This is a genomic window from Streptomyces sp. NPDC002734 (genome assembly GCF_040295685.1).
Taxonomy (GTDB): Bacteria; Actinomycetota; Actinomycetes; order Streptomycetales; family Streptomycetaceae; genus Streptomyces.
In genome coordinates, this window is the sequence record NZ_JBEOVU010000002.1 from 19,707 (window position 1) to 39,491 (window position 19,785).

Annotated in this window: 18 protein-coding genes; 14 read left to right on the forward strand and 4 right to left on the reverse strand. The window is 73.6% G+C overall.

Translation table 11 applies throughout. The annotated features are described in order from the left end of the window. Nucleotides 1–181: 181 nt before the first annotated feature. From ABT026_RS01775 to ABT026_RS01805, 7 genes are all read left to right on the forward strand, one after another. Complete coding sequence (locus ABT026_RS01775; protein WP_351111071.1) at nucleotides 182–1,153, forward strand: 2-dehydropantoate 2-reductase; 972 nt, start codon at nucleotides 182–184, stop codon at nucleotides 1,151–1,153. Next, a complete protein-coding gene (locus ABT026_RS01780; RefSeq protein WP_351111073.1) occupies nucleotides 1,150–3,159 on the forward strand; it encodes a molybdopterin oxidoreductase family protein in 2,010 nt (669 codons plus the stop codon). Before ABT026_RS01775 ends, ABT026_RS01780 begins: the two co-directional genes overlap by 4 nt. Before the next feature lie 4 nt (nucleotides 3,160–3,163). Beyond that, complete coding sequence (locus ABT026_RS01785; RefSeq protein ID WP_351111075.1) at nucleotides 3,164–4,996, forward strand: NAD(P)H-dependent oxidoreductase subunit E; 1,833 nt, start codon at nucleotides 3,164–3,166, stop codon at nucleotides 4,994–4,996. Then, nucleotides 4,993–5,853, forward strand: a complete 861-nt coding sequence (locus tag ABT026_RS01790) for a 2Fe-2S iron-sulfur cluster-binding protein (RefSeq protein ID WP_351111077.1) — start codon at nucleotides 4,993–4,995, stop codon at nucleotides 5,851–5,853. Before ABT026_RS01785 ends, ABT026_RS01790 begins: the two co-directional genes overlap by 4 nt. Before the next feature lie 7 nt (nucleotides 5,854–5,860). Further along, nucleotides 5,861–6,718 carry a formate dehydrogenase accessory sulfurtransferase FdhD gene (fdhD, locus tag ABT026_RS01795; protein WP_351111079.1) on the forward strand — a complete coding sequence of 286 codons (858 nt, stop codon included), beginning with the start codon at nucleotides 5,861–5,863 and terminating at the stop codon, nucleotides 6,716–6,718. Nucleotides 6,719–6,936: 218 nt separating this feature from the next. Then, nucleotides 6,937–7,401 carry an FxLYD domain-containing protein gene (locus ABT026_RS01800; RefSeq protein WP_351111081.1) on the forward strand — a complete coding sequence of 155 codons (465 nt, stop codon included), beginning with the start codon at nucleotides 6,937–6,939 and terminating at the stop codon, nucleotides 7,399–7,401. Between the two features lie 54 nt (nucleotides 7,402–7,455). Further along, a complete protein-coding gene (locus tag ABT026_RS01805) occupies nucleotides 7,456–8,109 on the forward strand; it encodes a class I SAM-dependent methyltransferase (RefSeq protein ID WP_351111083.1) in 654 nt (217 codons plus the stop codon). 53 nt (nucleotides 8,110–8,162) lie between these two features. Here ABT026_RS01805 and ABT026_RS01810 read toward each other — a convergent pair whose 3' ends face one another. Beyond that, complete coding sequence (locus tag ABT026_RS01810) at nucleotides 8,163–9,185, reverse strand: bile acid:sodium symporter family protein (protein WP_351111085.1); 1,023 nt, start codon at nucleotides 9,183–9,185, stop codon at nucleotides 8,163–8,165. A 166-nt stretch (nucleotides 9,186–9,351) separates the two neighbouring features. On the opposite strand from ABT026_RS01810, the gene ABT026_RS01815 reads away from it, so the two are divergent. The 4 genes from ABT026_RS01815 to ABT026_RS01830 all read left to right on the forward strand — a co-directional run bounded on the left by ABT026_RS01815 (nucleotide 9,352) and on the right by ABT026_RS01830 (nucleotide 14,197). Then, entirely contained in the window at nucleotides 9,352–10,221 is an 870-nt protein-coding gene (locus tag ABT026_RS01815) for a LysR substrate-binding domain-containing protein (protein ID WP_351111087.1), read from the forward strand. Nucleotides 10,222–10,559: 338 nt separating this feature from the next. Further along, nucleotides 10,560–12,386, forward strand: a complete 1,827-nt coding sequence (locus tag ABT026_RS01820) for an AMP-dependent synthetase/ligase (protein WP_351111089.1) — start codon at nucleotides 10,560–10,562, stop codon at nucleotides 12,384–12,386. Nucleotides 12,387–12,501: 115 nt separating this feature from the next. Continuing rightward, nucleotides 12,502–13,338 carry an aldo/keto reductase gene (locus ABT026_RS01825; RefSeq protein ID WP_351111091.1) on the forward strand — a complete coding sequence of 279 codons (837 nt, stop codon included), beginning with the start codon at nucleotides 12,502–12,504 and terminating at the stop codon, nucleotides 13,336–13,338. 112 nt (nucleotides 13,339–13,450) lie between these two features. After that, a complete protein-coding gene (locus tag ABT026_RS01830; RefSeq protein WP_351111093.1) occupies nucleotides 13,451–14,197 on the forward strand; it encodes a glycoside hydrolase family 75 protein in 747 nt (248 codons plus the stop codon). 16 nt (nucleotides 14,198–14,213) lie between these two features. Here the strand turns inward: ABT026_RS01830 and ABT026_RS01835 are convergent, their stop codons facing one another. Beyond that, nucleotides 14,214–14,519 carry a 4a-hydroxytetrahydrobiopterin dehydratase gene (locus ABT026_RS01835; protein WP_351111095.1) on the reverse strand — a complete coding sequence of 102 codons (306 nt, stop codon included), beginning with the start codon at nucleotides 14,517–14,519 and terminating at the stop codon, nucleotides 14,214–14,216. Between the two features lie 204 nt (nucleotides 14,520–14,723). Here ABT026_RS01835 and ABT026_RS01840 point away from each other — a divergent pair, with 204 nt between their 5' ends. Beyond that, nucleotides 14,724–15,590, forward strand: coding sequence for a Sco1979 family transcriptional regulator (locus tag ABT026_RS01840; RefSeq protein ID WP_351111097.1), 867 nt, complete (start codon nucleotides 14,724–14,726; stop codon nucleotides 15,588–15,590). A gap of 57 nt (nucleotides 15,591–15,647) precedes the next feature. On the opposite strand, the gene ABT026_RS01845 is transcribed toward ABT026_RS01840, so the two are convergent. Next, nucleotides 15,648–16,073, reverse strand: coding sequence for an OsmC family protein (locus ABT026_RS01845; protein WP_351111099.1), 426 nt, complete (start codon nucleotides 16,071–16,073; stop codon nucleotides 15,648–15,650). A gap of 90 nt (nucleotides 16,074–16,163) precedes the next feature. Next, on the reverse strand, nucleotides 16,164–18,239 hold the full coding sequence (locus tag ABT026_RS01850) for a phage holin family protein (protein ID WP_351111101.1): 2,076 nt from the start codon (nucleotides 18,237–18,239) through the stop codon (nucleotides 16,164–16,166). A gap of 160 nt (nucleotides 18,240–18,399) precedes the next feature. Between ABT026_RS01850 and ABT026_RS01855 the strand changes: the two genes are divergently transcribed. Both ABT026_RS01855 and ABT026_RS01860 read left to right on the forward strand, forming a co-directional pair. Further along, nucleotides 18,400–19,182 carry an MBL fold metallo-hydrolase gene (locus tag ABT026_RS01855; protein WP_351111102.1) on the forward strand — a complete coding sequence of 261 codons (783 nt, stop codon included), beginning with the start codon at nucleotides 18,400–18,402 and terminating at the stop codon, nucleotides 19,180–19,182. Continuing rightward, nucleotides 19,179–19,760 carry a DedA family protein gene (locus ABT026_RS01860; RefSeq protein ID WP_351111104.1) on the forward strand — a complete coding sequence of 194 codons (582 nt, stop codon included), beginning with the start codon at nucleotides 19,179–19,181 and terminating at the stop codon, nucleotides 19,758–19,760. The genes ABT026_RS01855 and ABT026_RS01860 overlap by 4 nt, the downstream gene beginning before the upstream one ends. Nucleotides 19,761–19,785: the final 25 nt, after the last annotated feature.

Sequence of the window (19,785 nt, forward strand, 5' to 3'; positions counted from 1 at the left end):
TGCTTGGGAAGACTCCGTACGCCTCCCGCTTCTCTTCCCGCACCGCTCGGCCTCATGCCTTGTCAGGAGGCTTGCCGCCTCAACTCCCATACTGTAGACAATATTCAGTCGACCTTCTCGCCGAACAGGCCGGAGGAAAGGCCCAGTTCCTCGGTACGCCCTCGACCGGACGGAGCTTGCTGTGAGAGTCGCGGTACTCGGCGCGGGCGCGATCGGCGCCTATGTGGGCGCCGCTCTGCACCGGGCGGGCGTGGAGGTGCACCTGATCGCCCGCGGCGCCCATCTGGAGGCCTTGCGACGGGACGGCGTGCGCGTCCTGAGCCCCCGTGGCGACTTCACCGCCCGTCCCCCCGCCACCGACGACCCCGCCGAGGTCGGCCCGGTGGACCACGTGTTCCTCGGCCTCAAGGCGAACGCCTACGCGTCCTGCGGGCCGCTGTTGAAGCCGCTGCTGAAGCCGGGGACGGCGGTGGTCGCCGCGCAGAACGGCATCCCCTGGTGGTACTTCCACCGCCACGGCGGCCCGCACGACGGGCGACGCCTGCGCAGCGTGGACCCCGGAGGAGCGGTCAGCGAGGTGATCGCCCCGGAGCGTGCCGTGGGCTGCGTGGTGTACGCGGCCACCGAACTCGCGGCCCCGGGAGTGGTGCGGCACATCGAGGGGACCCGGTTCTCGATCGGCGAGCCCGACCGCTCCGTCTCCGCGCGCTGCACCGCCTTCAGCGAGGCGATGGTCGCCGGCGGCCTCAAATGCCCCGTCGAGCCGGACCTGCGCCAGGACATCTGGGTCAAACTGCTGGGCAACGCCACGTTCAACCCGATCAGCGCCCTGACCCGGGCCACGATGCGCGAGATGTGCGTGCACCACGGCACCCGCCGGGTCGTCACGGCCATGATGCGCGAGACGCTGGCGGTGGCCCGGGCCCTGGGCTGCACGGTGGGCGTCACCGTCGAGCGCCGGCTGGCGGGAGCGGAGCGGGTCGGCGACCACCGCACCTCCACCCTTCAGGACCTGGAGCGCGGGCGGCCCCTCGAACTCGACGTGCTGCTCACCGCGTTGCTCGAACTGGCGGAGATCACCGGCGTCGACACCCCCACCCTTCGCACGGTCCACGCCCTGTCGGACCTGCTCGCGCTGAGGAGCGCCGCATGAGCAACTCCCCCGTCTCCCCCGTGGCTCCCGGGCCCCGCGCCCGGCGGCGCGGCCGGACCCCGAAGACCTACACCCGGCTCACCCACCCCCTGGTCCGCGACGCGCGCGACGAGCCGTTCCGCCGCGCCACCTGGAGCGAGGCGCTGGACCGCGTCGCCCGGGCACTGCGCGAGCACCGCGGCGCGTTCGGGATGTTCTCGTGCGCCCGGGCGACCAACGAGATGAACTACGTGGCGCAGAAGTTCGCCCGCGTGGTGATGGGCACCAACAACGTCGACTCGTGCAACCGCACCTGTCACGCGCCCAGCGTGGCGGGGCTGTCGGCGGCGTTCGGCTCCGGCGGGGGCACCTCCTCGTACGAGGAGGTGGAGCACACCGACGTCATCGTCATGTGGGGCTCCAACGCCCGCTTCGCGCATCCCATCTTCTTCCAGCACGTCCTCAAGGGCATCCGGGCCGGCGCCCGGATGTACGCCGTCGACCCGCGCCGGACCTCCACCGCGCGGTGGGCGGAGAGCTGGCTGGGCCTGAACGTCGGCACCGACATCCCCCTGGCGCACGCCGTGGGGCGCGAGATCATCGCCGCCGGCCTGGTGAACGAGGCGTTCGTGGAGCGCGCCACCACCGGCTTCGAGGAGTACCGCGCGCTGGTCGAGCCGTGGACGCCGTCGCTGGCGGAGAAGGTGACCGGCGTGCCGGCCGAGGCGATCCGCGAGCTCGCGCACGCCTACGCGCGCGCCGAGCGGGCGCAGCTGTGCTGGACCCTGGGCATCACCGAGCACCACAACGGCACCGACAACGTCCGCGCGCTGATCAACCTGTCGCTGCTCACCGGGCACGTCGGACGGTTCGGCTCCGGCCTGCAGCCCTTGCGCGGCCAGAACAACGTGCAGGGCGGCGGCGACATGGGCGCCATCCCCAACCGGCTCCCCGGCTTCCAGGACATCCTGGACCCGGCGGTGCGGCGGAAGTTCGAGGGCGCCTGGAACACCACCATCCAGCCCCGCTACGGCCTGAACCTCACCGAGATGTTCGAGGCGATGGAGGAGGGCTCGCTGCGGGCCGTCTACTGCGTCGGTGAGAATCCCGCGCAGTCGGAGGCGGACAGCGAGCAGGCGGTGCGCCGCCTGAGGGAGCTGGACTTCCTGGTGGTGCAGGACATCTTCATGACGGCGACGGCCGAACTCGCCGACGTGGTGCTGCCGTCGACGGCCGGCTGGGCGGAGACCGACGGCACCTTCACCAACAGCGAGCGCCGCGTGCAGCGGGTGCGGGCGGCCGTCACCCCGCCCGGGGAGGCCCGCGAGGACATCGACATCCTCTGCGACCTGGCCGGGCGGCTGGGCCACGACTGGACGTACGCGGACGCCGAGTCGGTGTGGAACGAACTGCGCGCGGTCTCACCCGACCACCACGGCATGACCTACGACCGGCTGGACGAGCACCAGGGCATCCAGTGGCCCTGCCCGTCCACCGAGCGTCTCGAGCCGACCTACCTGCACGGCAGGCTGTGGGAGCGCGATCCGGGACGCCGGGGCAGGAGGGCGCCGTTCGGGCTGGTGCAGCACGATCCGCCGGTGGACGTCACCGACGAGGACCATCCGGTGCGGCTGACCACCGGGCGGCGCCTGGACTCCTACAACACCGGTGTGCAGAGCGGCGGTTTCGCCTCGCCGCTCCGGCGCGGCGAGTACGTCGAGCTCAGCCCGGAGGACGCCGGGCGGTACGGCGTCACCGTCGGCGAGGAGGTGCGGGTGGTCTCCCGGCGCGGCGCGGTCGTCGCCCCGGTGTGGATCGACACCGCGCTGCGGCCGGGGCTGGCGTTCATGACCTTCCACTTCCCCGACGAGGTGGACACCAACGCCCTGACCATCGAGGCCAACTGCCCGATCGCCGGCACGGCGGAGTTCAAGGCGTCGGCGATCCGGATCGAGAAGCTCCCCGCGCCCTCGCCCATGCCCGCGTCCTCGCTCATGCCCCCGCCCACGCCCGACCACGTGAGGTGACCTGGTGGACCTGCACTTCGGCGACAGCGAACCCACCGACGAGGAACGCGCCGCGGTCGACGCGCTGCTCGGACCGCCGGCGTCCTCCTGGGAGGGCGCGGAACGCGACGATATGCCCCCCGCCGACCTGCGGTGGGCGCGCGGCGGCCGGGCCGCACGCGACCGCCGCGACCTGCTGCTGCCGGGGTTGCACGCGATCAACGACCGGATCGGCTGGATCAGCGACGGCGCGCTGGACTACCTCTGCCGCCGCCTGACGGTCCCCCCGGCCGAGGCGTACGGGGTGGCCACCTTCTACGCCCTGTTCTCCGTGAAGCCCCGGCCGCGGACGGTGCTGCACGTGTGCACCGACATCGCCTGCGCCCCGGCCGGCGCGGACGGCGTGCTGGCCGCCGCCCGGGAGCGGCTCGGACCCGGCTCGGGCGTCCAGGTGCAGGCGAGTGGGTGCCTGGGGCTGTGCGAGCGGGCCCCGGCGGCCCTGGCGATCCGGGCGGGCGAACCGGTGCGCACCGCGGTGGCCGCGCCGGCCACCGCCGCCTCGGCCGTCCTGGCGGCCACCGCCCCGGAGTCGGCCGCCGAGGAGCCGCCCGCCGCCCTGGCCGTCCCGCAGGCCGGGCAGCCGGACCTGGTGCTGCTGCGCCGGGTCGGCGTGGTGGACCCGTACTCGCTCGACGACTACCGGGCGCACGGCGGCTGGAGCGCGCTGCGCCGCGCCTTCGCGCTCGGCCCGGCGGGGGTGATCCGCGAGGTCACCGACTCCGGGCTGGTGGGCCGGGGCGGCGCCGCCTTCCCCACCGGGGTGAAGTGGCGTGCCACCGCCTCCCAGCCGGACCGCCCGCACTACCTGGTCTGCAACGCCGACGAGTCGGAGCCCGGCACCTTCAAGGACCGGGTCCTGATGGAGGGCGACCCGTACGCCCTGGTGGAGGCGATGACGGTCGCCGGGTACGCGACCGGCGCGCACCGGGGCTACCTCTACCTGCGCGGCGAGTACCCGCGGGCGCTGCGCCGTCTGGAGCACGCGATCGCGCAGTCCCGGGCCCGGGGGTTCCTCGGCGAGGACGTCATGGGCATGGGGTACGCCTTCGACATCGAGATCCGGCGGGGCGCGGGCGCGTACGTCTGCGGCGAGGAGACCGCGCTGTTCAACTCGATCGAGGGCCGCCGGGGCGAGCCCCGCTCCAAGCCGCCCTTCCCGGTGGAGAGGGGGCTGTTCGGCAGACCCACCGCCGCGAACAACGTGGAGACCCTGGTCAACGTCCTGCCGGTGCTCACCATGGGGGCGCCCGCCTACGCCGCCACCGGAACCGCGAAGTCGACCGGGACCAAGCTGTTCTGCGTCTCCGGCAGCGTCGCGCGGCCCGGCATGTACGAGCTGCCCTTCGGCGCGACGCTGGGCGGGCTGCTGGAGCTGGCGGGGGTGCGGGACGGGCTGCGGGCGGTCCTGCTCGGCGGGGCGGCCGGCTCCTTCGTGCGCGCCGACGAACTGGACGTCCCGCTCACCTTCGAGGGCACCCGCGAGGCCGGGGCCACCCTCGGCTCCGGCGTGGTGCTGGCCTTCGACGGCACGGTGCCGCTGCCGCGGCTGCTGCTGCGGATCGCCGAGTTCTTCCGCGACGAGTCCTGCGGCCAGTGCGTGCCCTGCCGGGTGGGGACGGTCCGCCAGGAGGAGGCGCTGCACCGTATCGCCGGGCGCGCCGGCGCGGACGCCGCCGGGGACGTCGCCCTGCTGCGCGAGGTGGGCCGGGCCATGAAGGACGCCTCGATCTGCGGTCTGGGGCAGACCGCCTGGAACGCCGTGGAATCCGCCATCGACCGTCTGGGGGTCTACCAGTGACCGCGATACCGCTCGGCGTGCCGCGCCGCCTCCTGGAGTTCACCCTGGACGGCGAGGAGGTCCGGGTCCCGGAGGGCTCCACGATCCTCGACGCCTGCCGCGCCGCGGGCAAGGACGTGCCGACCCTCTGCCAGGGCGACACGCTGGAGCCGAGGAACGCCTGCCGGGTCTGCGTCGTCGAGGTCGAGGGCGGGCGGACGCTGGCGCCGGCCTGCTCGCGCCGGGCCGAGCCGGGCATGGTGGTGCGCACCGGCACCGAGCGGGTCCGGCACAGCCGGAAGGTGGTGCTGGAACTCCTCGCCTCCTCGGTGGACCTCTCCACCACCCCCGGGGCCGCCGGATGGATCGAGGAGTACGGGGCCGAGCCGGACCGCTTCGGACCGGACGCCGCCCGGCAGACCGACGGGCCGAGGGTCGACAACGACCTGTACGTCCGCGACCTGGGCAAGTGCGTGCTCTGCTACAAGTGCGTGGACGCCTGCGGGGAGCAGTGGCAGAACACCTTCGCCATCTCCGTCGCGGGGCGCGGGTTCGACGCGCGGATCGCCGTCGAGCACGACGGCCCGCTCACCGAGTCGGCCTGCGTGTACTGCGGCAACTGCGTCGAGGTGTGCCCGACCGGGGCACTCTCCTTCAAGAGCGAGTTCGACCTGCGCGCAGCGGGTACGTGGGACGAGTCCCGGCAGACGCGGACCACCACGGTCTGCGCCTACTGCGGAGTAGGGTGCAACCTCACCCTGCACGTTCAGGACAATGAGATCGTCAAGGTCACCTCGCCGCACGACAACCCGGTGACCCACGGCAATCTCTGCATCAAGGGCCGCTTCGGCTACCAGCACGTACAGAACCGGGACTGACAGGGCTATGGGACGAGTCACGGAACGACGCAGGGTGATCCGGATCCGCGACGGGGTGGTCTCCGCCCGTCCGGACACGCTCGTCGCCGAGGAACCTCTGGAGATCCGGCTCAACGGCAAGCCGCTGGCCATCACCATGCGCACGCCCGGCGACGACTTCGCGCTCGCCGCCGGGTTCCTCGTCAGCGAGGGGGTGCTGGGCTCGGCCGCGGAGCTGCGCAACATCGTGTACTGCGCGGGCGCGACGGCCGACGGGGCCAACACCTACAACGTCGTGGACGTGCGGACCGCGCCCGGGGTCGTGATGCCGGACATCACCCTGGAGCGGAACGTCTACACCACCTCCTCGTGCGGGCTGTGCGGCAAGGCGAGCCTGGACGCGGTGCGCACGACGGCGCGCTGGGCGATCGACGACGGGGACGGCCCGGGCATGTCGCTGGAGCCGGCGCTGCTGTCGGTGCTGCCGGAGCGGCTGCGGGAGGCGCAGCGGGTGTTCGACCGCACCGGCGGGCTGCACGCGGCGGCGCTGTTCTCCGAGACCGGGGAGCTGCTGGACGTCCGGGAGGACGTGGGGCGGCACAACGCGGTGGACAAGCTGGTCGGGCGGGCCCTGCAGAACGACGCGCTGCCGCTGTCGCGCACCGTGCTGATGGTGTCGGGGCGGGCGTCCTTCGAGCTCGCGCAGAAGGCGGTGATGGCGGGCATACCGGTGCTCGCCGCGGTGTCCGCGCCCTCCTCGCTCGCCGTGGACCTCGCGGCGGAGACGGGGCTCACGCTGGTGGGCTTCCTGCGGGGAGCGTCCATGAACGTCTACGCGGGAGAGGAACGGATCGCCCTCACGGCCGCCCCGGCCGTGCGGACCTGACGTCCCGTTCCCTCCGCCCCAGGAGCGGGCGGGGCCCCGGCAGGCGGGGAGCGCCCCCTGCGCCGCCGGGACCCCGCCCTTTTCCTGTGACCCTGCGTGTATCGGTCACATGGTCGAGCTGTGCCTCGTGCGGGCTGCTCGGCATGTCTCTCCACGCGTCGGCCGGGGTGCGCCGCTACGTTCCGGGCGTCCCGACCGACCGTTCAAGGAGAGGTGCCATGCGTAGAGGAAGAGTCGCCGTCGTCGTCGCCGGCCTGGTCGTTGCCGCGGGCCTGGTGGCCGGCTGCGCAGCCGCGGAGGACAGCGGCACCGCGGGGAAGGCCCGAGCGAACGTGAACGCCCGGCCCGAGCCGGTCACGAGCCCGGACGACGCCACCCCGCGGGACGCGAGGATCCTGGAGTCCGGCTTCGAGGACCACGCGACGTGGGGCCCGGGCTCGTACGTGGTGAAGTACGAGATCACCAACGGCGGCGAGGACGACGCCCACTACTTCGTCGGGTTCGAGTTTCTGGACGAGGACGGCGACGTCCTCGGCTCGACCGGAGTGACGGCGGACAAGCTGGGCCCGGGGAAGACCAGGCGGGGGGACACGGCCCCGCTCCCCTCCGAGCTCGAGAACGGCCCCCTGAAGTCGATCACCGCCGTCAGGATCTCCACGGTGGAACGCATGCCTGCCCTGTGAACCGCGGCACCCGCAGGGTTCCGTAGGCAGGCCGGGAACTGGTGCACTCACGCCATGGAGATCTTGTCGCACCGTGTCCTGCGAGCCCTGGAGCGCTTTCACGCGGCCCGCCCCTGGGACCACAACGCCCACTACCACCGGTGGATCCTGCGTCGGCTGCCCAGGCGGGCGGGCAGGGCTCTGGACGTCGGGTCGGGCAGCGGGGACCTGGCCCGGCTCCTGGCCTCACGGGCCGGCTCGGTGCACGGCATCGACCTCGATCCGGCCGTCGTCGGTCGCGCGCGGGAGCTCACCGCCCCCACCGCACCGGTGACCTTCACCGTCGGCGACGCGCTGAGGGAGGCGCCGCCCGGCGCCTACGACGTCATCACCTGTGTCGCCACCCTCCATCACCTGCCGTTCGGCGAGGCCCTCGCCTGCTTCCGCCGGCACCTGGCGCCCGGCGGGACCCTGGTCGTCGTCGGCGTGTGCCGTCAGACGTCCCTGAGCGACCGCCTGATCGACGCCGTGGCCGTGCCGGCGAACGTCGCCATGGCCTGGATCAAGAACAGGGGACGTAGGGGGCCGCGGCCGGTCTCCATGACCGCCCCCACCCGCCCCGCGACCATGACCTTCACCGAGATCGTCCGCGAGGCTCGTCAGGTGCTGCCCGGCGTCCGCCTTCGCCGGCGGCTGTTCTGGCGGTACACGCTGGTGTGGCGCGGCTGAGGCGGCGGCCCCGAGGGCGGGGCCGCGGGGCGGGAGGCTCGGAGCCGGGGGCGCTACCGGGGTGCCGTGCTGGCGTAGTGGGGGCGGGCGTCGGTGGGGGCGGGGTCTCGTTCGCGGCGGCGGGCGACGACCGCGGCGACCATCAGCTGCATCTGGTGGAAGAGCATCAGCGGGAGCACCGCGAGGGACGCCTCCGCCCCGAACAGCACGCTCGCCATCGGCAGTCCCGCCGCGAGCGACTTCGTCGAGCCGGCGAACTGGATCGCCACCCGGTCCCCCCGGTCGAACCGGAGCGCCTTGGAGCCGTACCAGGTGACCGCCAGCACCACGGCGAGCAGCACCGCCTCGACCCCGATCAGCTCGAGGAGCCGGACCACGCTCACCTGGCCCCAGACCCCCCGCACCATGCCCTGGCTGAAGGCGGAGTAGACGACCAGCAGGATCGCCCCCCGGTCGACGAGGGACAGCAGCCGCCGGTGCCGCAGCACCACTGCGCCGATCCAGCGCCGCAGCAGCTGCCCGGCGAGGAACGGCACGAGCAGCTGCAGCACGATCCGCAGCACCGCGTCCGTGGAGAACCCGCCCCCTCCCCCGATCTCGCCCCCGAGCAGCAGCGCCACCAGCAGGGGCGTGAGGACGATGCCGACGAGGGAGGAGAAGGAGCCCGCGCAGATCGCCGCGGGCACGTTGCCGCGGGCGACGGAGGTGAACGCGATGGAGGACTGGATGGTCGACGGCACCAGGGTGAGGAAGAGCAGCCCCCGGTAGAGGGCGTCGTCGAGGAGGACCGGGACCAGCACCTGGCAGGCCAGCCCGAGCAGCGGGAAGAGCACGAACGTGCAGCCCAGGATGGTCAGGTGGAGCCGCCAGTGACGCAGGCCGTCCAGCGCCTCACGGGTGGACAGCCGTGCGCCGTAGAGGAAGAAGAGGAACGCCACCGAGGCCGTCGCCAGCCAGGAGACACCGTCGGCGGCGACCCCCCGGGCCGGGAGCAGCGCCGCCACCCCCACCGTCGCCAGCAGCAGCACGATGTAGGGGTCGACCGGCATCCAGCTCGGCCACTGCGGGCGTTTCACGGTGTTTCAGTGCTCCGGATTCCAGGGGGCAGGGGCAAGGCACGAGGTCATGACGTGCCCTCTCCATCGTCCACCCTCCCGCCGTGATCGGGAATCCGGCATACCGCTCTCACTGTGATCGCGTTCCGTGATGACCGGCATCCGGTCCGCCGTTAGGGTTCCTCCCATGTACGACCCCTCCCATCTGCGGACCTTCCTCGCGGTGGCGCAGACGCTGAGTTTCACCGGGGCCGCGCACCGGCTCGGGGTGCGCCAGTCGACGGTCAGTCAGCACGTGCGCCGCCTGGAGGACGCCACCGGCCGGCCGCTGTTCGCCCGGGACACCCATTCGGTGGAGCTGACCGAGGACGGCGAGGCGATGCTGGGGTTCGCGCGCCGGATCCTGGAGGTGCACGAGCAGGCGACGTCGTTCTTCTCCGGCGAGCGCCCACGCGGCCGGCTCCGGTTCGGGGCGTCGGAGGACTTCGTGCTGACCCGGCTTCCGGAGATCCTGGAGGGGTTCCGTTACGACCACCCCGAGGTGGACCTGGAGCTGACCGTCGAGCTCTCCGGCACGCTCCACGAGCGGCTGGCGGCGGGGAAGCTGGATCTGGTGCTGGCCAAGCGGCGGCCGCACGACCCGCGCGGGCAGCTGGTGCGCCAGGACCGGCTGGTGTGGATCGGCGCGGAGCGGCTGCGGCTGGACCCGGAACGCCCGGTGCCGCTGATCGTCTACCCGCCGCCGGGCATCACCCGCGCACTGGCCCTGGAGGCGCTGGAGAGGCAGGGGCGCGCCTGGCGGATCGCCTGCACCAGCGGAAGCCTCAACGGTCTGATCGCCGCGGCCCGCGCGGGCCTGGGGGTGATGCCGCACTCCCGGGGCCTGATCCCGCCGGGGCTGGTGCGGGTTCCGGACCGTGCGGGGCTGCCCGAGCTGGGCCGGGTGGACTTCGTCCTGCTGCACGGGCACCGGCCGGGCCCGGCCCGCGGCGCCGCCCAGGCACTGGCCGCGGCGGTCCTGGCCGGCGGCGAGCGCCTGCACCGGGGCCACCCCTGAACCGCCGGCCACCCCGACCGTCGGACACCCGGGAGCCGCCGCCCGCCCCGTGCCGTCCCCTTCACGCACGTCGCGGACACGACACGCGCGACCCGGTGACCGGGCCGCGAGGGTTCGGTAAAGACCCGCGCACAGAAGTTACGCCTGCGTAGGTCCAGGTGGTCGCCATACCCCCGTTCACCCCATTCGCTCCGCCCCCGCCGAGGGCTTCCGGGGGTCCCCCGCACCCGGCCCCCCTCCCGGCCGACCGCCGGGTGAGGTAGTTTCACGCGCCGGGGGGATCGGTTCACGGCGCGTGACCAGAGCGCGTGACCAGGGCACGGAAGCGGGGATCGGCCTTGCGTGAGTACTACAACCCGCCGCTGGCGGGGACACCGCCCGTCGGCGGCCTGGCCGACACCGTCTTCCGGCGTGCCCAGACGGAGCCGGACCGCGTGGTGCTCACCCGCAAGGACCGCTCCGGCGACTGGCAGGACGTCACCGCCGCCGAGTTCCGCGACCAGGTGCTGGCCCTCGCCAAGGGCCTGATAGCCGAGGGCGTCCGGTTCGGCGACCGGGTGGCCGTGATGGCCCGCACCCGCTACGAGTGGACGCTCTTCGACTTCGCGCTGTGGACGGTCGGCGCCCAGGTGGTGCCGGTCTACCCGACCTCCTCGGCCGAGCAGGTCGCCTGGATGTTCCACGACGCCGAGGTCACCGCGGCCGTCGTGGAGCACGAGGACCACGCGATGACGGTGGCCACCGTCATCGACCGCGCGCCGACCCTGCGCCGCCTGTGGCAGATGGACGCGGGCGCGGTGGCGGAACTCTCCGCGGCCGGCGCCCACCTGGACGACGACGTCGCCCACCGGCACCGCAACGCGGTCACCCCGGAGACCGTGGCCACGGTCATCTACACCTCGGGCACCACCGGCCGCCCCAAGGGCTGCGTCCTCAGCCACGGCAACTTCATGGCCGAGGCGGACACCATGGTGGGCCGCTGGGAGCCGGTCTTCCACTCCCGTCCGGGCGACGAGGCGTCCACCCTGCTCTTCCTGCCGCTGGCCCACGTGTTCGGCCGGATGGTGGAGGTGGCGAGCATCCGCCACGGGGTGCGGCTGGGGCACCAGCCCGAGCTGAACGCCGCGGTGCTGATGGCGGACTTCGCCTCCTTCCGGCCCTCCTTCGTGCTGGCCGTGCCGTACATCTTCGAGAAGATCTTCCAGGCGGCCCGCCGCAAGGCGGAGCGTTTCGGGAAGGGCGCCGCCTTCGACAAGGCCGCCGACGTGGCCGTGCGGTACGCGGAGGCGATGGAGGAGAGGGACTGGGGCCTGGGACCGGGCCCGTCGACCGCCCTGCGGATGCAGCACCAGTTCTTCGACAAGCTGGTCTACGGCAAGGTGCGGCAGGCGCTGGGCGGCCGGGTGCGGCACGCCATGACGGGCGGCTCCGGCATGGACCGCCGGCTGACCCTGTTCTTCGCCGGGGCGGGGGTGCGCGTCTTCGAGGGGTACGGCCTGACCGAGACCACCGCCGCGGCCACCGCCAACCCGCCCGACCGCGTCCGCTCCGGCACGGTGGGCCCGCCGATCCCCGGCGTCACCGTGCACATCGCGGACGACGGCGAGATCTGGCTGGCCGGCGACATCCTCTTCCACGGCTACCTCAACGACCCCCGGGCCACCGAGGACGTGCTGCGCGGCGGCTGGCTGGCCACCGGCGACCTCGGCCGGCTGGACGAGGACGGCTACCTGCGGATCACGGGCCGCAAGAAGGAGATCCTGGTGACCTCCGGCGGCAAGAGCGTCTCCCCGGTGATGCTGGAGGAGCGGGTCCGCGACCACCCGCTGGTCGCGCAGTGCCTGGTGGTGGGCGACGACCGCCCCTACATCGCCGCGCTGGTGACCCTCGACCAGGAGGCCGTCGAACACTGGCTCCAGATGCGTGACAAGCCTCCCCTGGCCGCCTCCGAACTGGTGCGCGACCCCGCTCTGGAGATGGAGGTGCGGCGCGCCGTGCAGGCCGCGAACAGCCTGGTCTCGCAGGCCGAGTCGATCCGCACCTTCCGCATCCTCGCCCAGCCCTTCACCGAGGAGCAGGGCCTGCTGACGCCCTCCCTGAAGCTCAAGCGCAAGGCCATCGAGAAGGCGTACCAGGCCGAGGTGGAGGCACTGTACCGGAGTTGACGGACCGGCGGCCGCGGGCCCCTCACGGGACCCGTCCGCCGCCCCCGGAATGCGGTACGCCGGCCGATCGTTGAGGATGGGATGCATTGTCCGTCCAACGAAGGATCGAGAGCGCGTGAGCAGCAAGGTCCCCCCGGTCGTCCTGAACAACGGTGTGGAGATGCCTCAGCTGGGCTTCGGGGTCTGGCAGATCCCGGACGACGAGGCGGAGCGCGCGGTGGCCACCGCCCTCGAGGCCGGCTACCGCAGCATCGACACGGCGGCCGCCTACGGCAACGAGCGGGGCACGGGCAGGGCCGTGGCCGCCTCCGGCCTTCCCCGTGAGGAGGTCTTCGTCACCACCAAGCTCTGGAACAGCGACCAGGGCCACGACTCCACCCTGCGCGCCTTCGACGCCTCGCTGAAGAAGCTCGGCCTGGACTACGTGGACCTGTACCTGATCCACTGGCCGCTGCCCAAGCGGGGCACCTTCGTGGAGACGTACAAGGCGTTCGAGAAGCTGCACGCCGAGGGCCTGATCCGGGCGATCGGGGTCTCCAACTTCCTCCCCGAGCACCTGCGGGAGCTCATGGAGGCCACCTCGGTGGTCCCGGCGGTCAACCAGATCGAACTCCACCCCCGCCTCCAGCAGGCCGAGGCGCGCGCGGTCCACGCCGAACTCGGCATCGCCACGGAGGCCTGGTCGCCGCTGGGCGCCGGCAAGGGCCTCCTCGAGGTCCCGGCCATCGCCGCGATCGCCCGCAAGCACGGCCGCACGCCCGCCCAGGTGGTGCTGCGCTGGCACCTTCAGACGGGCAACATCGTGATCCCGAAGTCGGCCACGCCGTCCCGGATCAAGGAGAACTTCGAGGTCTTCGACTTCTCCCTGGACGAGGAGGACCTCGCCGCGGTCCGGGCCCTGGACGAGGGCCGGCGCACCGGCGCGGACCCCGCCACCTTCGACATGGTCTGACGGCGCGCGCCGTCCCGGGGGCCGCACCCCGGCCCCCGGGACGGCCGCCCGACTGCTCCCCCGCTGACCCGAGCGGCCCGCAAGGGGCCCGGAGAAAGAGGGTTCCGCAGCAGTGCGTACCAGCAGCCCGACCCGTACCGCGTTCCTCGGCGTGGCCCTCCTGTCCGCCGCGCTGCTCCCGGCCGGCGTCGCCGGCGCGGCCTACGACTCCGGGGGCCCGGCGCCCGTCGCCCGGCCCGGGGCGCTGCCCGGCCGCGGCCCGGTGCGGGTCGTCGACCTCCCGGTGACCGCGTGGACGGTGCGGGACAAGCTGAGATCCTGTCACCGCCTCTCGCGCGGCGCGTACCGCACCGACGAGGGCCGCAGACCCGAGGTGCCGGTCTGCGCCCAGGGCGACGTGGTCCACTGGACCGCCGACCTCGACGTCGACTGCGACGGGCTGCGCACCAAGCTCTGCAACGAGCGGACCGACCCCTGGTTCCGGCCCGACACCGCCTTCCACCAGGCCGACGGCATACCGCTGCGCGCCGACCGGCTGCCGTACGTGGTCGTGCCGGGGCCCGGCAAGGCGTGGGACCACGCCGCGGCGGGGGTGGACGCCGGGGATCCGGTGGTGCTGCTGCACGGGGACCGGATCGCGTACGCGGTGGTCGGGGACATCGGCCCCACCGACCTCATCGGCGAGGCCTCCTACGCCGCGGCGAAGGCGCTGGGCCTGGACCCCCACCCGGTGGGCGGCGGCGCCCAGTCCGGGGTGACCTACCTGGTCTTCAAGGACGCCGAGGTCCGGCCGCTGGAGAGCCCCCGGGCGGCCGCCCAGGAGGGCCGCCGCCTGCTCGGAACCTTCGTGAACCCCTAGGGTCTGTCCGGGGAGGTCAGTGCGCGTCGTGGCGGGCGGCCAGTTCCTCGATCCGGTCGGCCAGTTCGACGTCCAGCGCGGTGATCCGGCCGCCCACGCTGTGGGTGTTCACCGACACGTCCACCGTGTCGTAGCCGAGGGTCAGGTCGGAGTGGTGGTCCAGCTCGTCCTGGACCCGGGCGACCTCCGCGACCAGCGCGGCGGCCGCCTTGTGCGAGGCGAGACGGTAGGAGCGCACCAGGTGGTCGTCCACCGCCCGCCAGGCCGGCAGTACGGACAGCCGTTCCTCGATCTCGGGCTCCGTCAGCGGTTGCACGGCCATGACCCGTTCTCCTCCCACAGGTGACCACGGATGATCCTCCCGCCCAGCCTGCCACAGGCCCCCCGCCCCGGGGCGGACCCGCGGGCCGTGGCCCCCCACATGCCGCGAGTCGTGGCCAGAGAATGACCGCAACGGTGGGACATCACGGAGCGGCGTGGCAGACTGCCCCCCGCAGCGAAGGCGTGAAGGTCTGGGGAGGACGGCGTGAGCGAGCGACGCACCGCGCCCACCGTCGGTCAGGTGGTGCTCGGCAAGCGGCTCCAGGAGCTCCGTGAGACGGCCGGACTCAAGCGCGAGGAGGCCGCCAGGGTCCTGCACGTCGCGCCCGCGACGGTGCGCCGCATGGAGACGGCCGAGGTCGCGCTGAAGATCCCGTACGTGCAGATGCTGCTCTCCGCCTACGGGGTCCCCGAGCAGGAGGCGGCGGAGTTCGTGGCGCTCGCCGAGGACGCCAACCGGCCGGGCTGGTGGCAGCGGTTCCACGACGTGCTGCCCGACTGGTTCTCGCTGTACGTGAGCCTGGAGGGCGCGGCGAAGATGCTGCGGTCCTACGAGCCCCACTTCGTGCCGGGGCTGCTGCAGACCGAGGACTACGCCCGCGCGGTGCTGCGGGCGGGGGCGACCGGCGCGGACGCCGAGGCCACCGTCGAGCGGCACGTGGCGCTGCGGATGACCCGGCAGCGGCTGCTGGAGCGGGAGACCCCGCCGAAGCTGTGGGTGATCATGGAGGAGACGGTGCTGCGCCGCCCGGTCAGCTCCGACGCCCGGGTGATGCGCGAACAGATCGACCGGCTGCTGGAGGCCACGGGGCAGGCGCACGTCACGCTCCAGGTCGCCGAGTTCGCGTCCGGTCCGCACCCGGGGGCCTACGCGCCGTTCTCCCTGTTCCGCTTCGCGGAGCCGGAGCTGCCCGACATGGTCTTCACCGAGTACCTCACCGGCGCGCTCTATCTCGACTCCCGCAACGAGGTCGCCGCCCACCTGGAGGCCCTCGACCACATGACGGCCCGCGCCGCCTCCACCGAACGCACCCGCGCCCTGCTGCGCGAGTACCGGGAGCGGTACAGGTGAACGGACGGCGCCCGGGACGGCGCGGCGGAGGAGGTCCGCCGCCGCGCCGGCGGGGTGTCAGGCGAGCTTCGCCGACAGGGTGATGGTGGTGCCGGTGAGCGCCTGGCTGACCGGGCAGTTCTTCTTGGCGTCCTCGGCGGCGGCGACGAACGCGTCGTCGTCGATGCCCGGCACCGTGCCCTCCACCGTCAGGTGGATGCCGGTGATGCCCTCGCCGGGCTGGAAGGTGACGTCCGCGGAGGTGGTGAGCCGCTCCGGCGGGGTGCCGGCGCCGGCCAGGGCGTGCGAGAGCGCCATCGAGAAGCACGACGAGTGGGCCGCGGCGATCAGCTCCTCCGGGCTGGTCTTTCCGTTGGCCTTCTCGGCCCGCGACGGCCAGGAGACCGGCTGCTCGCCGATGCCGGACGAGTCGAAGGTGACGACGCCGCTGCCCTCGAGGAGGTTGCCCTCCCAGACGGTGTGGGCGGATCGCGTGGTGGCCACGTTTGATTCCTTCCTACGGAAACACTTCTGACGCCGGTGCGGCTTCCGGGACGGCGTCCCGGATCACCTCCATCGGCTACCCCCATGCCATCACACATTCCTCGCGGCGCGCCCGAAGGTCTCGTCCCGCGAACCCTCCAGCCACCGCCGCAGCACCCGGTGGACGGCCTCGGCGCCCACCAGCTCGCCCTCCGGGGCGGGCAGCGTCATCGGCGCCATCAGGAAGGCCCGGCTCTGCTCGCCGCCCAGTCCGCCGTGCGAGCCGATCTGTTCCTCGAAGGCGTGCACCTCGCCGGTGGCCGGGTCGTACATGGAGTTGATCATGATGTCGGCCGTGTGGGGGAAGCCGTCCGTGCGCCGCACGGCGGCCACCGCCCCGGGGCCGTAGCACGCGAGCGGTCCGGGCTCGTCGTCGCTGAGCCCCGCCAGCGGGACCTCGACGCCGTGTGCCATCACCAGGGCGCCGTGCCGCTCGCTGCGGACCAGCAGGAAGCCGATCCCGGGGTGGTCGGCCAGCGTGGACAGCAGCGCGGGGTGACGGGCGTCGATCTCCTCGCGGCTCATCCGGTGCCCGACGTCGGGGAAGGACACCAGGCCCAGGTTGCCCGAGGCCAGCACGACGGGTTCGGCGCCCGGGGTCGGCAGCAGGTGCTCCCCGGCGCCCTCCTCGACCGGCCGGTGCAGCGCGGCCAGCACCGCGGCCCGGGCCTCCGCGCCGCTGCGGGTGCGGCGCGCGCGGCGCGGCACGGGCAGTCCGCAGCCGGCCCGCACCATGTCGCCCAGCGAGAGGCCGTAGCGGGAGCGGAAGGTCTCGCCGGGGCTCTGCCCGTGGTCGGAGAGGACGACGAACCGGTACGGCCGGGGAGAGTGCTCGGCGACCTTCTCGAGGAGCGACAGGGTCCGGTCCAGCCGGCGCAGCACCTGCGCGGCGTCGCGGCTGCGCGGCCCGGAGTGGTGGGCCACCTCGTCGTAGGCGACCAGGTCGGCGTAGACGGCGCTGCGGCCGGTGAGCATGTCGCCGGCGACCGCGTACGCCACCACGTCCCGCTGGACGACCGTCACGAAGGCGCGCAGCAGCGGGTACAGCCCGCCGCGGTTCACCCGCGGCCGCCGGCGTTCGGCCCGGGCGCGCAGCGACTGCCCGATCTCCCGGAACACCTCGGCGACGAAGGACAGGGCGGTGCGGACCGCGTTGGCGGGGTCGGCGAAATAGGCGAAGTAGCCGGAACGGGAACGGAACCCCTTGCCGCGGCGGCGTGCCGCGATGGACAGCACCAGGGCCTGCTCTCCCGCGCCGCCGCTGAACAGGTTGCCCCGGCTGGCGCCGTCGACGGCGAGCAGGCCGGGGTGGCCGGAGTGCTTGACGGCACGCTGCTCCAGCACCACGGCGCTGGAGGGACGGTTGCAGACCATCACCTCGCGGCGCTGCTTGTCGTACCAGCGGAAGGCGGGCACGTCGTCGTTGGAACCGTGCAGGATGCCGAGCTGGCTGGCGCCGGTCTGGCTGGACCAGTCGGTGCGCCAGGGCGCGATCCGGTGCGTGGGCGCGTGCGCCGCGGGGTCCTTGCCGAGCCGGCGGGCCACGGTGGGCATCAGTCCCCGCTCGACGGCGTCCATCAGCACGTCGTGGCCGACGCCGTCGAGCTGGACGAAGACGATGCCGGGGGTGACCGGGCCCTCGATCGCGGCGCGCGCCTCGCGTCGGTTGCGGCGGTCGGACAGCCGGTAGAGGCGGCGGCGGTAGGCGTCGTCGTCGCGGACGGCGAGGGCGCCGCCGGTGGCCGAGGCCACCGCGGACATCACCGCGGCGACCACCACCGCGGTCTGCGGTCCGGCCTCCCCGCGCTGGACGGGGTTGACCCACAGCGCGACCAGGAGCAGACCGCCGTTGAGGAAGAACACCAGCAGCCCGAGCACCAGCGCGGGCACCAGGAGCAGCAGCCGGACCAGCAGCGGCCACACCAGCGCGGACAGCAGGCCGAAGACGCCCGCCCCGAGGGCCGCGGTGACGCCGAGCCGGGTCGCGCTGGCGCCGTCGGGCGCCTCCAGGCGGAAGTCGGGCAGCAGCCCGGCCAGGGCGAGCATGGTGAGCGTGGAGACCACCCACACGGCGACGCTCCGCCCCAGTTGTCCCGCGCCCCGCCGCCAGCGGTCCTTCACTCGCACCTCGCGTTCTCGGCCTGTGATCCACCTGTCCGGCGGGTGGACCGTTCAACCCTGCCATACCGGGCAGACGGCAGGTACGGGCAGCCCGACCGGCCTGCCCCCGCCCACCGTGCCGTTACCCGTAGGCTCGTCGGCAAGTCGCGGAAAGGAGGGCATCGAGGTGCCCGCGGAGATCACCTGGTGGGGACACGCCACCTGCACGCTGCGGGACTCCGGTGTGCGCGTCCTGACCGACCCCCTGTTCACACGCCGTCTGGCGCACCTGCGCCGCAGGCGCGGCGCCCCGCCGCCCCCGGACGCCTGGCGTGCGCAGGTGGCGCTCGTCTCGCACCTGCACGCCGACCATCTGCACCTTCCGTCGCTGGCCCGGCTGGACCCGGGCACCGTCCTGCTGGTCCCGCACGGGACGGGGCGGGCGGTGCCGGCATTGGCCCGGCTGGCCAGGTCGCGTGAGCTGGACGTGCGGGAGATGGCGCCGGGCGAGCGGGTGCGGATCGCCGACCTGACCGTGCGGGCGGTGACGGCGCTGCACGACGGGCGGCGGCTGCCGGTCGGCCCGCAGCGCTCCCCGGCGCTGGGCTTCGTGGTCGAGGGCGAGCAGCGCACCTACTTCGCCGGGGACACCGGGGTGTTCGAGACCATGGCCGAGGAGGTGGGTCCGGTCGACCTGGCGCTGCTGCCGGTGGGCGGCTGGGGGCCGTTCCTCGGCGAGGGCCACCTCAACGCGGCCCGGGCGGCCGAGGTGCTGCGGACGCTGGGTCCCAGCTGCGCGGTGCCGGTGCACTACGGGACGTTCTGGCCGGTGGGCCTGGACGCCGTGCGGCCGTACGAGTTCCACGCGCCGGGTGACGAGTTCGCCCGGCTCGCCGCGCGCAGCGCGCCGGAGGTCGACGTGCGTCTGCTGGGCCACGGCGAGTCGGCGCGGTTCGGGGACGCCGGATGACGCCGGACGGCGCGGTCGGCTATCCGATGCTGTTCCTGCTGGTACTGGCGGGTTCGCTGGTGCCGGTGATCCCGACCGGGGCGCTGGTCAGCTCGGGCGCGGTGGTGGCGTTCCACCACGGCGCGCCGGGGGTGTCGCTCGGGGTGGAGCTGCTGGTGGCCTCGACGGCCGCGTTCCTCGGGGACATGGCCCTGTACTCGCTGGGCCGGCGCGGCATGGACTCCCGGGGCGGCACCCGCTGGCTGGAGCGGATCCGCGACCGGGCGCCGCAGGAGCGGATGGAGCATGCCCAGGACAGGCTGCGCCGTCACGCGGTGCCGGTGCTGGTGCTGTCCCGGCTGATCCCCGGAGGGCGGCTGCCGGTGATGCTGGCCTGCCTGGTGTCCCACTGGCCGCTGGCCCGCTTCGTGCGCGGCAACGCCCCGGCCTGTGTGGCGTGGGCGGCGACGTACCAGATCATCGGGGTGCTCGGCGGGTCGCTCTTCGACGAGCCGTGGAAGGGCGTGGTCGCGGCGGTGCTCCTGACCGTGGCGATCAGCGCGGCCCCGGCCGCCTGGAGCCACTACAAGGACCGCTAGGGAAGGGGGGCCGTCGCCGGCCCCC